Origin of the sequence: Occallatibacter sp., assembly GCF_049582745.1 — a bacterium.
In the GTDB taxonomy this organism is placed as follows: Bacteria; Acidobacteriota; Terriglobia; order Terriglobales; family Acidobacteriaceae; genus Telmatobacter.
The window spans coordinates 47640-61840 of record NZ_JBAUUO010000063.1; the positions used below are offsets into that span (position 1 = coordinate 47640).

Here is a 14201-nt window from a genome sequence, read left to right on the forward strand (position 1 = left end):
TGCCACCGGATCAGCCTGTGACTGAGAAGCGGTTCTAACCTCGGAAACAGAGCAAACGAAAGCACAGCGGCGCCATGAACAACCAATTTGCGGTAGCATTTCACCCGGAATTTGATTCAGAGTTTATGCAGTTTTCGGAGAATGTTCAGCAGATGGTTCTTGCTCGTGCCGAATTGCTCGGGAAATTCGGCCCCCAACTCGGCCGCCCGCATGTGGATACTCTGAAGGGATCGAAGCACCCCAATATGAAGGAGCTTCGTTTTCGCGCAGATGACGGTGTTTGGCGAGTTGCTTTTGCGTTCGATGTGAAACGGAAAGCGGTCGTGCTGGTGGGAGGCGACAAGTCCGGAGTTTCAGAGACCAGGTTTTGCAGAAATCTTATCGAAATAGCCGATCGTCGCTTCGATCAACACCAAAAAGCGCTTGCAGGGGAGAAGGGGAAGAGATGAGAGCTTATTCTACGGTCTCTTTGGATGAGATGCTGGCTCGGCGGTCTCCGGAATCGCGCCGACGGATCGAACAGATGGCGGCTGAATTGATCGCTGAAGAGCTTCATCTCCGCGAATTGCGCCGTTTGCGCAAGCTGACCCAGGCCCGGCTTTCAAAGAAGCTCAAAATCGGACAGGAGGGCATCTCCCGTATCGAAAAGCGCACTGACCTGTACCTTTCCACGCTGCGGAGTTATGTGGAAGGCGTGGGTGGCAAACTCTCGCTGGTTGTTGAATTTCCTGATCGGCCACCCGTGATTCTGGCCGGTTTGGGCGAGACTCCCTCCAAAAAAATAGCCAGGAAGACTGTAAAATTAGGCTCCAAATCCAAGCCGAGATTTCGCGGCGCCGCATAGGCGTTCACGTGTCTGTACACTGATGAGACAAACCCTTCTTAAATATATGTCCGACAAAGACTTATTCGACGCTATGGGCCTTGCGAATACGCGCCTCCAGCGCGTAAACTAGGTATGTAGCCCGCGAGACTCCCGGCCCAGCATTTCCGGTATTTTTTTGCCGCCTCTCTGACGGGTGAAAACCTCTATGCCCGACGATCAGAACCCCCAGCTCCCCCTCGATGGCGGTACGCCACCACGCGAAGGCAGTCTCATTTCGATCAATATCGAAGAGGAGATGCGCCGGTCCTATCTCGACTACTCGATGTCGGTTATCATCGGGCGCGCTCTTCCCGACGCTCGCGACGGTCTCAAGCCCGTGCATCGCCGCGTGCTCTACGCCATGAGCGAGATGGGTCTCGAGTACAACAAGAAGTACACCAAGTGCGCCAAAGTCGTCGGGCAAGCCATGGGTGTCTACCATCCGCACGGCGACTCTGCCATCTACGACACGCTCGTGCGCATGGCGCAGCCCTTCTCGCTCCGTTATCCGCTTGTCGATGGACAGGGCAACTTCGGATCCGTCGACGGTGATCCGCCTGCGGCCATGCGATACACCGAGTGCCGCATGGCGCGCATCGCCGGCGAATTGCTCGCCGACATCGATATGGAAACCGTCGACTTCGTCCCCAACTACGACGAGTCCACGCTCGAACCGACGGTTCTGCCCACGCGCATTCCCAATCTCATCGTTAACGGATCCAGCGGCATCGCTGTCGGCATGGCCACCAACATTCCGCCGCACAATTTGACCGAGGTTGTGAACGCCACCATCGAACTCGTCAAGAATCCCAAGGCCGGCCTGATCGAAATTCTCCAGCACGTCCAGGGGCCGGATTTCCCCACCGGCGGATTCCTCTACGGCAAGAGCGGCATCGTCAACGCCTACAAGACTGGCCGCGGCCGCTTCATGATGCGCGCCAAGGTTGCCACTGAGAATCTGACCAAGGAAAAACTGGCGATCATCGTCACCGAAATTCCCTACCAGGTCAACAAGTCCAAGCTTATCGAGCGCATTGCGGAGCTGGTCACCGAAAAGATCATCGACGAAATCAGCGACGTGCGCGACGAGAGCGATCGCGACGGCATGCGCATCGTGATTGAGCTAAAGCGCGGCGCGCAGCCAGAGATTGTTTTGAATCAGCTCTACAAGCACACGCAGATGCAGGAGAGCTTCTCGATGATCTTCCTGGCCGTGCTTAACGGCCAGCCTAAGGAGTTCCCGCTCGACGCGGCGATTCGCGCCTTTATCGATCACCGCATCGACGTGGTTCAGCGCCGCACTGTCTACCTGCTGCGCAAGGCTAGAGAATTTGAGCACATTCGTGAGGGCTACAAGATCGCCCTCGACAATCTTGATACCGTGATCCGCATAATTCGCGCATCGGCCTCCCGCGCCGAAGCACGTGAGAATCTGTATGCTTGGGGCAAGGGAACTGAGATTGTTATTAATCTCGATCGCGAGCGCCTGCCCAGCGAAGAGCGCGGGCTGTCGCTCAAGCAGGTTGATGCCATCCTCGAGTTGCAGCTCTATCGCCTCACGCAACTTTCGGTCGATGAAATTCTCAAAGAGCTCGCTGAGATTCGCGAGAAGATCGCGGAGTACGAATCGATTCTCGCCAGCGACAAAAAGTTGCGCAACGTCATCATCAAGGAACTCGAGAAGGTTCGCGATCAGTACGGCGACGCACGACGCACGCAGATTGTCGACGAGTCTGCCGAGCTTCAGCTTGAAGACCTCATCGCCGACGAGCAGGTTGCCGTCACCGTCAGTCACCAGGGCTACCTGAAGCGGACTCCGATTTCGATCTATCGTCAACAGCGCCGTGGTGGCACGGGCCGCACGGGCATGAAGACGCGGGAAGAAGATTTCGTCTCGCAGCTCATCATCGACTCCACGCACGCATACCTGCTCTGCTTCACCAATACCGGCCGTGTCTACTGGATCAAGGTCTACGAAGTTCCTGACGTGGGCGCCGCAGGCAAGGGCAAGAGCATGCAGAGCCTGCTTAATCTGCAGCCCGGCGAAAACGTCCGCGCCATCCTGCCCGTTCGCGATCTTGAAGAAGAAGGGAAGTTCATCTTCTTCGCCACTCGGAATGGCGTTGTGAAAAAGACACCGCTCAAGGATTTCTCTAACGTGATGTCGCGCGGCATCATCGCCATCGCCATCGAAAAGGATGACGATCTGATTTCGGCCGGCCTCACAAACGGCAAGCAGACAATTTTCCTCGGCACGCGCGAGGGGATGGCCATCCGTTTCGATGAAGAGTACGATCCCGAACGGAGTGGCATTGGCTTGCGGCCCATGGGACGCAATGCTGCCGGTAATCGCGGAATCTCCCTCAAGAAGGGCGACTACGTCATTGGCGCGGCCATCACCGACTCCGACGCCACGCGGGATAAGGAACGCGACGAGTGCGCTGCAAAGCTCAACCTTACGAAGAAGCTCACCGAGTTGCGGAACATTCTGGAGCAGGCCAAAGAGAAGCTTCAGAAGGCCAGAGAAGATCAGCGCTCCGGTCCGAAAGACAGCGAATCTCTAGTCGCGGCGGTAAAGACTGCGGAAAAACGTCGCGATGACGCAGAGAAAGATCTGAAAGAGTTTGACGTGAAACTCTGCGTCAGCAAATCGCTCATCCTCACCGTCACTGAAAACGGATTCGGCAAGCGCACCGACGTGGACGAATATCGCCTGACCGCTCGAGGCGCGCAAGGCGTAAACAACCTGAAAGCAACACCGAAGGTAGGCAAGAGTGCGTCGATCCTGCTGGTCAACGAAACCTCGGAACTGGTGGTCATCAGCCAGTGGGGCAAGATCATCCGTATCGATACCAAGACCGTCCGCGCAGCCGGCCGCGCTACCCAGGGCGTCCGCCTGCTTAATCTCGAAGATGACGACAAGGTAGCTGCCGCCGTCATCATCCCGCCCGATGAAGTGAACGGCAAGGAAGATGACCAGGGCACGTTGATTCAATAGGGCGCTGCTCGTCTTTCGGTATAGCAGCTCTTCATCTGAAATGCCCCAGCCGTCAACACCGGTAGCTGGGGTTTACCGTTCCGATTCGAGTCGTCATGCCAACGCCTCGTTTCACCTCGGCATCACAATCATTACCCGAAGTTCTCCAAGTCAATTGTCCGGCGATTTCAAAAGATTAAACTACGCCAAGTGAGGTACATGCGTTATCCATCGAACACGCGATTGCAACCGCTTCCGAAGGGGGCGAGGCAAAATGCGACTTATCAGACAAATCCGAACCACGATGAGCACTCCAAATCGACCTTGCTGCGTCTTACACTAGTGGTGCTCAGGTTTCTCCGCGTACCCCCGATGGTACGCACCGCATGTCTCATCGTTTTGCTGGTCACGCTCATCGCGACCTCCGCCTTGGCGGCGCGCATTGAGCCTTTGCGGTCCCGCGCGCATGCAAACATCAGCAAATCGACCATACACCGCTCGCGTCGCTCGCTCCATCCTGCCGCAACCAGGACAAGGCAGCGCTCGGTTCACAGATTCGCGAGAACCGGTGCACTGCGCAGCACGACCCATCGCCACACAAGTACGGCATCAGCCCGATTGCATCGCACACGCAACTCCGCCGGACGCTCAGCAACGCTCAGGCGAGCGGGCTACAACCGCTATCGCTCCAAAGCGCACTTCGTTCCGCTGCCCAGCGTTCCCGTCTCCACCTCGAGACCCGCATCGGAAGATCTGAACGACTCAGCCGCATCGGCAATCGACTCCGCTGAAAGGACTGCTGCCAAGCCCCGTCGCAGCGACGATGCAGTCTCCGAATCCGGCTCGACGCAGCGTGCGACGGAACCCTCAGGGGAAGAAGGCGCTATGCCGCGCGAAACCGATACTCTGCCGGCTCCCGGCATCGATCCCTCGGTCATGGCATCTGCCGGAAACCCGCTCGCCGCGCCACGCCAATCGCCCTCTCCGATCGCAACGGCCTCCGGTCAGATGGCGGAACTCACGCGCCCTCCGCTCTTTTCTGGTCGCGTTTCGAGCTTTACGCTTCGCGGCACCCACGACTCCCTCGTGCGTCAAAACGAACGATCTGAAGAAGAGAACCTGGAGCGCATTGAAAACGACACTGACCTGCAGGATCGCATCGCACGCGGATTGCTCGTGCATGTCCCCGAGTCTGCCGCCCTCGCTGTCAATCCTGCGCTGCCTGACGATCGCCGCTACTGCCGCCCCTGGACCGCGCACTTTCTCGCGGACCTCGCGCGCGCTCACCATACCCAATTCCACACGCCGCTCATGGTCAGTTCCGCGGTTCGCACTGTTGAGTATCAGATGCGCCTGATGCGCATCAACGGCAACGCCGCCGACGCTGAAGGCGACATTGTCAGTCCGCACCTCACGGGCGCCACCATCGACATCGCCAAGTCCGGCCTCTCACGCCGTGAACTTCAGTGGATGCGCCGCGAACTGCTGGCCTACCAGGACGCTGGCGTCCTCGACGTGGAAGAGGAATTCCACCAGCGTTGCTTCCACATCACGGTGTATAAGAACTACGATTCAGGATCGCGGTCGCACCGGTCTCCCGACTCCGCCGGCGCGCCAGTAATCCCGGTGACGGATTCACAGGACTCTCCTTCCCAAGTCGGCGTCTCTCCCGACAATCGATAACAGCCGCAATCTGCGCGCCACCCCTTTTTCTAAAATTCATTCCGAAACTGCACCGGACGCGCTACAATCGCCGCGAGCGGAAATCCCGGCGTTCGTGATGGATCCACGGTCGCGCAGTTTTTCCGACATGCCGGGTCCTGAAAACCGATTCTTTCGAGAGGCAAATCATGAACGATCAAGCAGTGCAACCAGCGGGCGAAGCCTCGCAGGGTCTCACTCAACTGCAGCGGGTCATCAACATCTTCGCGGCACCCTCCAAAACTTTCGCCGACATCAAAGCCGGCCACAAAAGTTGGTGGCTGCCATTCATCATTTACGTCATTCTCGGCTTTGCCTTCTATGGCGTTGTGAACGCCAAAGTCGGCATGCGGCAGGTGAGTGAAAATCAGATCAAGCTCAGCCCAAAAGCTGAAGATCAGATGGCGCAGTTGACTCCCGAGCAGCGCGAGCAGCGGATGAAAATCTCCACTGCGATCACGCAAGGCATTTTTCTGGGTACACCAGTCGTTTTGCTCCTCATGGGAGTAATCATTTCAGCGGTTCTGCTGGGAACGATCAACTTCGGCTTCGGCGGCAAGGCTAAGTTCGGGAGCGTCTTCACAGTTTGGATGTATGCAATGCTTCCCTCGTGCATCAAAACGCTCCTGGGGATAGCGGTGCTCTTCGCGGGCACCGCGCCGGATTCGTTTAACATCAAGAATTTTGCGCCAACCAACGTGGGCGCATTTCTGCCAACCGATATCAATGCCGGTCTCTACAGCCTTGCTACCTCGCTTGATTTCGTCACCATTTGGACCTTGGTCCTCGTAGGCATCGGAACGGCGATCGTCGCCGGAACCAAGCGCTCATCGGGCTACATCGCATCGTTTGGCTGGTGGGCACTGATTGTGATAATCGGTGCCGGTCTTGCCGCCGCATTCAGTTAATGCACCGGAAAAACAAAACGGCGCACATCGCATGATGTGCGCCGTAGCTTTTGAACCCCCGATCTCTGAACCCTGATCTCTGTCTTACTCCGTCCATCTCCGCATAATCAGCGTCGCATTGATCCCGCCGAATCCGAAAGAGTTCGACAGCGCCACGTCGAAGCTGTGCTTGACAGCCTTGTTGGGCACATAGTCCAGGCGGCACTCAGGATCAACGTTATCCAGATTGATTGTGGGCGGAAGCTCCTGGTTCATAAGCGCCAGCACCGTGATGCCCGCTTCGAGCCCTCCCGCGCCGCCGAGTAGGTGTCCGGTCATCGACTTGGTTCCGCTGATCTTCAGCTTACGGCTCAGCGCGTGTTCACCGAACACCAGTTCGATAGCGCGCGATTCATTGCCATCGCCGGCCGGCGTCGAGGTCGCGTGCGCATTCACATAGCCCACTTCCTCGGGCTTGATCCCCGCATCTTTCAGAGCCGCACGCATGCTGCGTTGCGCACCCGCGCCTCCCGGAGCAATGCCAGTCATGTGATATGCGTCTGAGCTCATGCCGTAGCCGATCACTTCGCCCAGAATTCTCGCACCGCGTTTCTTCGCAAATTCGAGCTCTTCCAGAATCAGGATTCCCGCGCCTTCGCCGATCACAAATCCATCGCGATCCTTGTCGAAGGGCCGGCTCGCCTTGGTCGGCTCATCATTGCGCGTCGAGAGGGCGCGCATCGAAGCGAACCCGCCTACGGACAGCGGAGTCACAGAAGCCTCCGTGCCGCCCGCAATCATGACGTCTGCGTCGCCATGCAGAATCATGCGCACCGAGTCGCCAATGGAGTTGGCGCTCGTCGCGCACGCCGTGGCCGTCGCAGAAATCGGCCCCTGCGCACCATACTTAATGCTGATCTGCCCGGCCGCCATGTTCACAATTACCGCGGGAATAAAGAACGGCGAGATCTTGCGGGGGCCACCGTTCAGCAGGTTGGTATGCTCGCGCTCGATGATCTCGAACCCGCCGATCCCCGAGCCGATAAACACGCCCACACGTTCGGCAATATCCGGCGCAATCTCCAGGCCCGACTGCTCCATCGCCTCTTGCGTGGCTGCAAAGGCAAAATGGATGAAGCGCCCCATCTTGCGCGCTTCCTTCTTTTCCACGAAATTGAGCGGGTCAAAGTTCTTGACCTCGGCGGCAAACGTGACAGGAAAACCGGTTGTGTCGAAGCCTGCGATCGGAGCCATACCGCTGGCTCCGGCTAGCAGGTTTTCCCACACCTCCGGAGCGGTGTTGCCCACACCGCACACCAGCCCAATGCCGGTGATCACGACTCTACGATTCACCGGCTACTTGCCTTTCGCGGTCTTTTCGTTCTTCTCGATGTAATCAATCGCGTCCTTCACGGTCTTGATCTTCTCAGCGTCCTCGTCGGGAATTTCCAGATCAAACGCCTCTTCAAATTGCATTACAAGTTCCACCACGTCCAGCGAATCCGCTCCCAGGTCTTCCTGAAAGCTTGCGCCGGGGGTCACTTCGGCCTCGTCCACCTGCAACTGCTCAACGATGATCTGTTTTACCTTTTCTTCTACCGCCATGCCTGATTCTCCTCGATTCTTTCTGCCAAAAATCCGGTCCAAAAACCCGGTTTTGATCCGGGGATTCAACCGCTTCGATTCCGCCTGCCAACAATAACGGCATTCGGCACACCAACACAATCGCCGCGACAAGAAAAGATTGCCCGGCCCCGAAACTCCAAGTCTACCGGGCGGCTCCCGGTGTGTAAAGCAACCCAGAGTGGAAATAAATCAATCACCTGCGCTCAACTTGCTGCCTCTTGACTTCTTCGCAACCCCCGTGTAAAAAGCCCGGGTTTCGACCCGGAATTGCACATAGAAAAGGCGTACATTAGGCGAAGAGATTCTCGGAGGCCTCCATGCAAGCTCTTATCGCCGTTCTAGCCCTTGTCGCAGGAATCTTGCTTGGCTTTTGGATCCGCACGGTTTCGACTAAACGGGAGCTGGCTCTTTTAGATCAGCGCAATCGCGAATCTCTCGATGCGCTTGCAAACCTGCAAAAGCAGTTGGCGCAGGCCCATGCCGAGTCCGCTGCCCGGGCCGGCTTTGAATCCCTCGCAGCGGAACGCGACAAGACTATCAACCGTTTGACCACCGAGCGCGATGGCCTCCGCTCTGAGTTGCAAACCGGTGCCGACGCCGCACGCACCCAGGCCGCCCGCATCAGCCAGCTCGAAGCCGACCTGCAAAACGAGCGCAAGAGCCTCGGCGAAAAGGTTGAGCTTCTCGAAAATGCGAAGAAGACTCTCGCCGATCAATTTCAGGCGCTGGCAGCCGATATCCTCGATCAAAAATCAAAGTCGTTCTCAGACGGCAGCCAGAAAGAAATCGGCACTCTTCTCAATCCACTTCGAGAACAGATCAAGGAATTCCGCGAGAGAGTTGAGCGCGTTCAGACGGAATCCACCACTGGCGTTACCGAGCTCAAAACCCTGATCGGCGCCCTCGGCACGCTGAACCAGGCGCTGACTGAGGAGGCTCGCAATCTATCCACGGCACTACGGGGCTCCTCGAAAGCTCAAGGCGACTGGGGCGAATTCATTCTCCGCGATCTGCTCGACAAGGCCGGCCTTCGTGAAGGCGAGCAATACGTCTTTCAGCAATCCTTTGCGGTTGAAGGCGAAAACGGCGAACGTGCGCGTTCTGTTCGCACCGACGTGATCGTCTTTTTGCCGGGCGGGCGTAACCTCGTAATTGATTCGAAAGTTTCGCTCACCGCTTACACCGACTGCGTCAACGCTACCGAAGAAGACACTCGCAAAATTGCACTTAAATCACACCTGGCAAGCATGCGAGGGCACATCTCCGGTCTTGCCAAGGCGGGCTATCACAATCTTCCCGGCATCGAGGTTCCTGACTTTGTCGTGATGTTCGTGCCCGTCGAACCCGCATTCTTGATGGCCCTGCAGTCCGACGGCGAACTTTGGGCTGACGCTTACAAGCAGGGAATCCTGCTCGTCGGCCCCACCACGCTGCTCTATGTCATCCGCATCATCAACGTCCTGTGGCAGCAGGAACGCCAGGCACGCAACGTGCGCGATGTCATGAAGCGCGGCACAGAACTGTACGAAAAATTTGCAGGATTCGTTACAGACATGGATCTGATCGGCGACAGCCTGCGCAAGACAGATAAGCACTACGGAGATGCGATGAAGAAGCTCTCCGAGGGGCGCGGCAATCTTGTGCGCCAGGTCGAGATGCTCAAGGAACTCGGCCTGCGCACAAGCAAATCCATTCCCAAAAACATCCTCGATCGCGCCCACGTTGATCAAGCCGAACTTGCCCTCGCCGCCGAAGCCGATGAGACCGGCAGTGGGGTGCCTCTTGGAAACGAATGACGTTGCCAAATCCTGGAAAATTGAGAATATTTGAGGACAATTAAAGTCCGGATATTACTGCCAACGGCGATTTCTTCAACCAGTCCCAGATAACAGGATTTCTCCGTTACTTTGGTCCCGAAAAGTCCCGGTTACCTCGACACAAGGGCACCCCAGTTCCGCTTAAATATAGGATTAGGGCGCCGGTAAACATGGGAAGCACGTTCATACTCGTCTGTGCGGTCGCACTTGGAACTGGCCTGATCTGCCTGCTTTGTGGATATTTTTGGGGCCGTTCCAACGTCAGGTCGCAGGTTGAAGATGCGCTCGATAAAGCGCACATCTCCGCAGACGCGCGTGAATTCTCTGTGCGCGAAGAGCTCGAAGAGAAGATGGTCGAACTCGCCGAACTCCGCGCTCGCGCAGAAGAACTCCCTCGTCTGCGCGAACAGCTCGCGCAACTGCAATCGGAAAGAGTACGCGGTTCCGCCGGCAGAGCTAATGCTTACGCACCGGGGAACAACGCGCCGTCCGAACGAAACATCCTTGAGAAAGAACAGCAACCCGCACCGGTTCAAGAATCGACCGACAAGGCCATTCAGAATCTTCTGAAGTCGATCGAAGAGAGGATGAAGCAGTCTGACGAAGATTCTCCAGTCGCGATTCAAGAAAGCGCGAAGCCGCCGGTAAAAAGGTTCGCCGTTGAGATCCCCCCCACCGTCACTCAGCTAAGCGCCAAGCCGGCTCGGGTGGAAGTGCCTGCGGCTCAGCCCGCAGCGGACGCCAAGGATGAATGGCAGGAGTTTGCGGCGTCCCTCGCCGCCTTGAAAAATGGCCAGAAGTAAGTATCCTCCGGCATAGCCGGAGGCTTTATGGTTGGTATCCCCTCAAAGGGATGGTTGGTAGCCCCTCAAAGGGCCTGTGTAGAAGCGCTCCATGTCTGCGGCCGCCTGTCGCCCGCGCCGCAGGCGCAGTGGTTGTTAACCCCGCGCTTCAGCGTGGGGCAACGTTTGCCTGAGTCCCGTAGGGACTGCGCTCATGCTTCTACCGCCGCCCCGGCAAAGCCGGAGGCTCGCGGGTCTGCAATAGCAATCTCAGTTTCGCCCATCGGAACAGAACAATTGGAAAAATGCAACCGTATGGTTGCGCATTTCAGCGGTGACGGCCATCGTCGCGATGTCTCATCGCGACTAGTCTGGCAGGCGCGCAGTGCTGCTAACCCCGATCATGCGTGCGAAGCACCGCTAAAGCTTTTCCAACTCTGCAAACGCTTTTCGCATCCGCTTCCAGGTTGTGCCCAGATCTTCCGGAAGCACCCGCGTCTCCGCCACCGTCGTCATGAAGTTGGTATCGCCAATCCACCGCGGCATCGCATGCATGTGCAGATGTCCGGCAACGCCCGCTCCCGCCGCCTGGCCCAGGTTCAATCCGAAATTGAACCCATGCGGCCGGTAAAGCTGCTCCAGCGCGCGCTCCGTCAATTGCGCGAGGACCATCAGTTCGTGCGCCGCATCGGCGTCGAGTTTGGCGATGCGATCGAGGTGCGCGTAGGGCATCACCATCACGTGCCCCGACGTGTACGGGTACGCATTGAGGCAGATGAAACAGGTTTTACCGCGCCTGACCAGCCCTCCCGCTTCCTCAGCATCGTCGGCATTCATTCCGTGCTCAATGGCGTAATCGATGCTGGCAATCAGGTTGCAGAAGACGCAGTTCAGGTCCCCCGGCCACGCGTTCAGGCGCGAGGGCACACCGGGCCGAGGCGCTCCATCCGCCGTCGTTACATATGCAAATCGCCACGGACTCCAGAGCTGATCCATATTCAGGCTTCGCCTCGAACCCTTTCACCCTGCGGACTTCGCACCTCAGTATAGTGTGCGGTTCCGTTCCAATTCGCGATTCTCGCCGATCCGCCAGACAGCAGCGCTTGTTCACGCGTCAGAATCGTCCACACCTGTATTCGCCGTCACGTTTCACCCCTAACCTCAACCGAATCTCCGACGAACTGCACCATCCATGCAGCACTTTGTCATCCCCCGTTCACAACACTCAAATCGTTGCATTGACGGGGAAAACAGACCATTGCTACACTTAGAAGCGTAGCTTCCTGCGCGGATTCCAGCAGTTAGCTGCGGCCGCCCTCCAGCCAGCCGTTGCCTGCCTGGTGTTTCCCAAGGAGACGAGTCGCTTTGCCGCCAGCTCTCTGGCTCGAAGCCCCGTCTTCGTGAAACGCCCGGACCCAAAGCTCCCGGTTCGCCGAAGGTCCCGGCCCAAGGCATTGCACGCCACCGCGGCGCGCACGTGCTATCCGTCGACAGAAACAACGTCGCCGGGCCAATGAATCGGAGCTGCTGTCATGCCAAACGTCCTCAATCCCGAACCCGAGAGCATAACCCTGAACACCGAACTCGAAACACCCACCCTCGACCCTGCGACGGAGCTCGATGCTCCTTCGTCCGAATCCACGTCCAACCCAGAGACCGCCGAAGCACAACCTGCTGTCGAAACACAAGCGCTGGACGCCGATGCCCCAACCGAGCCTGTAGCCCAGGCCGCTCCCGCACAACAAGAGCACACGGAACTTCAAGAACCCGTTCCTCACGTTGCGCACGCGCCGGCCGAACACAGCCCCGAATCCGCTGAAGATTTCTCAGCCGCCCTCGAAGCCTTTGAGCGCGAGCAGGCCGCTGAAGCTGCTGCCGTCGAAGCCTATGGCGACAAAGTCGTCTCCGGCACCGTACTTAAGCAGACTGAAAAGCATCTGGTTGTCGACGTAGGTCTCAAGTCCGAGGGCCTCGTGCCCATCGAACAGGTCCTCGATCACACCGGCGCGGTAAGGTTCCAGCCCGGCGAAGTCATCGACGTGGTTATCGAACGCGAAGAGTCCGAAGGCGGTTATCTCGTCAGCTACGAGAAGGCCCAGCGCCTCCGCGTGTGGGACACCATCGAGAAGCACGCCAATGACAAGACCCCCATGATGGGAACTGTCGTCAGCCGCGTCAAGGGGGGACTCACGGTCGACATCGGCCTCAAAGCCTTCCTGCCCGGCTCGCAGCTTGAGATTCGTCCCGTCCGCAACCTCGACGGCTATCTCGGCCAGCAGATTGAAGTCCGCGTCATCAAGCTCAACAAGAAACGCGGCAACGTCGTCGTCTCCCGCAAAGAGATTCTCGAAGAAGAGCAGAACGCCAAGCGTTCCACCACTCTCGAGCATCTCGGCGAAGGCGCCATCCTCACCGGCACCGTCAAGAACCTCACCGACTACGGCGCGTTCGTCGACCTCGGCGGCATCGACGGCCTGCTCCACATCACCGACATGAGCTGGGGACGCCTCACCCATCCCCGCGATCTGGTCAACGTCGGCGACGAGATCCAGGTCAAGGTACTCAAGTTCGACAAAGACAAGCAGCGCGTCTCGCTCGGCTTCAAGCAGCTCACGCCCGATCCGTGGCTCGATGCCTCAGAACGCTATCCCGTCGGCGCACACGTCCACGGCCGCGTTCTCTCGGTGACGGACTACGGTGCGTTCGTTGAGCTCGAGCAGGGAATCGAAGGCCTCGTTCACCTCTCTGAGATGACCTGGTCCAAGCGCCTCAAGCACCCCTCCAAGCTGGTCAAGCCCGGCGACGAAGTCGACACGGTTGTCCTCAGCGTCAATCCCGCTGACCGCCGCATTTCGCTCGGCATGAAGCAGCTGATGGAGAATCCCTGGGAGAACCTCACCGAGCGTTATCCCGCCGGAACCGTTGTCGAGGGTCGCGTTCGCAACCTCACCGACTTCGGCGCCTTCATCGAAATCGAGGATGGCATCGACGGCCTCGTCCACGTCTCCAACCTGAGCTGGACCAAGCGCGTCAAGCATCCTTCTGAAATCGTGAAAAAGGGCGAAAAGGTCAAGGCAGTCGTTCTCGGCGTTGAGCCGCAGAATCGCCGCCTCAGCCTGGGCATCAAGCAGCTTCAGCCCGATGTTTGGGAAAGCTTCTTCGCAACCCACCGCGTTGGCGATGTGGTCCACGGCAAGGTGCTGCGCACCGCGCAGTTCGGCGCTTTCGTTGAAATCGCCGAGGGCGTTGAAGGCCTCTGCCACATCTCTGAAGCCAGCGAAGTGCCCGGCGAACCCTCGAAGCTCGAAGCCGGTCAGGAGCACGACTTCAAGATCATCAAGATCAACGTCGAAGAGAAAAAGGTGGGCCTCAGCCTGCGCGCGGTGTCCGGCCACGAAGCCAGCCGCTCCGAGGTTCAGGACTACAAGGCGGAAGCACGCGGCGGCAGCCACAAACAGTCCGTCTCGAGCGGCACCACCACCCTCGGCGACCTCATTAACTGGCGCAAGAGCGAAAACCACTAAATCGCTCCGCACCACCACCCGC

Annotated in this window: 11 protein-coding genes; 8 read left to right on the forward strand and 3 right to left on the reverse strand. The window is 58.1% G+C overall.

The window, feature by feature from the left end; all coding sequences use genetic code 11:
* The first annotated feature begins 125 nt into the window (after nucleotides 1-125).
* The 5 genes from WCA10_RS09575 (at nucleotide 126) to WCA10_RS09595 (ending at nucleotide 6451) form a co-directional block, all read left to right on the forward strand.
* A complete protein-coding gene (locus WCA10_RS09575; RefSeq protein ID WP_472822392.1) occupies nucleotides 126-449 on the forward strand; it encodes a type II toxin-antitoxin system RelE/ParE family toxin in 324 nt (107 codons plus the stop codon).
* Entirely contained in the window at nucleotides 446-844 is a 399-nt protein-coding gene (locus WCA10_RS09580) for a helix-turn-helix domain-containing protein (RefSeq protein ID WP_472822285.1), read from the forward strand. The genes WCA10_RS09575 and WCA10_RS09580 overlap by 4 nt, the downstream gene beginning before the upstream one ends.
* 187 nt (nucleotides 845-1031) lie before the next feature.
* Nucleotides 1032-3863, forward strand: coding sequence for a DNA gyrase subunit A (gene gyrA / locus WCA10_RS09585; RefSeq protein ID WP_472822286.1), 2832 nt, complete (start codon nucleotides 1032-1034; stop codon nucleotides 3861-3863).
* A gap of 597 nt (nucleotides 3864-4460) precedes the next feature.
* Nucleotides 4461-5525 (forward strand): DUF5715 family protein, encoded by a 1065-nt coding sequence (locus WCA10_RS09590; protein ID WP_472822287.1) that lies wholly within the window; start codon nucleotides 4461-4463, stop codon nucleotides 5523-5525.
* A gap of 167 nt (nucleotides 5526-5692) precedes the next feature.
* The gene (locus WCA10_RS09595; protein WP_472822288.1) at nucleotides 5693-6451 is read left to right on the forward strand and encodes a Yip1 family protein; all 759 of its coding nucleotides are present in this window, start codon (nucleotides 5693-5695) and stop codon (nucleotides 6449-6451) included.
* An 84-nt stretch (nucleotides 6452-6535) separates the two neighbouring features.
* Here the strand turns inward: WCA10_RS09595 and fabF are convergent, their stop codons facing one another.
* Both fabF and acpP read right to left on the reverse strand, forming a co-directional pair.
* A complete protein-coding gene (gene fabF / locus WCA10_RS09600; RefSeq protein ID WP_472822289.1) occupies nucleotides 6536-7783 on the reverse strand; it encodes a beta-ketoacyl-ACP synthase II in 1248 nt (415 codons plus the stop codon).
* Nucleotides 7784-7786: 3 nt separating this feature from the next.
* Complete coding sequence (acpP, locus tag WCA10_RS09605) at nucleotides 7787-8035, reverse strand: acyl carrier protein (RefSeq protein ID WP_150169911.1); 249 nt, start codon at nucleotides 8033-8035, stop codon at nucleotides 7787-7789.
* 338 nt (nucleotides 8036-8373) lie between these two features.
* On the opposite strand from acpP, the gene WCA10_RS09610 reads away from it, so the two are divergent.
* Nucleotides 8374-9852 (forward strand): DNA recombination protein RmuC, encoded by a 1479-nt coding sequence (locus WCA10_RS09610; protein WP_472822290.1) that lies wholly within the window; start codon nucleotides 8374-8376, stop codon nucleotides 9850-9852.
* 191 nt (nucleotides 9853-10043) lie between these two features.
* Complete coding sequence (locus WCA10_RS09615) at nucleotides 10044-10676, forward strand: hypothetical protein (protein WP_472822291.1); 633 nt, start codon at nucleotides 10044-10046, stop codon at nucleotides 10674-10676.
* 399 nt (nucleotides 10677-11075) lie between these two features.
* On the opposite strand, the gene WCA10_RS09620 is transcribed toward WCA10_RS09615, so the two are convergent.
* Nucleotides 11076-11651 (reverse strand): HIT family protein, encoded by a 576-nt coding sequence (locus WCA10_RS09620; protein ID WP_472822292.1) that lies wholly within the window; start codon nucleotides 11649-11651, stop codon nucleotides 11076-11078.
* Between the two features lie 536 nt (nucleotides 11652-12187).
* On the opposite strand from WCA10_RS09620, the gene WCA10_RS09625 reads away from it, so the two are divergent.
* The gene (locus WCA10_RS09625; RefSeq protein ID WP_472822293.1) at nucleotides 12188-14179 is read left to right on the forward strand and encodes a 30S ribosomal protein S1; all 1992 of its coding nucleotides are present in this window, start codon (nucleotides 12188-12190) and stop codon (nucleotides 14177-14179) included.
* Nucleotides 14180-14201 lie beyond the last annotated feature (22 nt).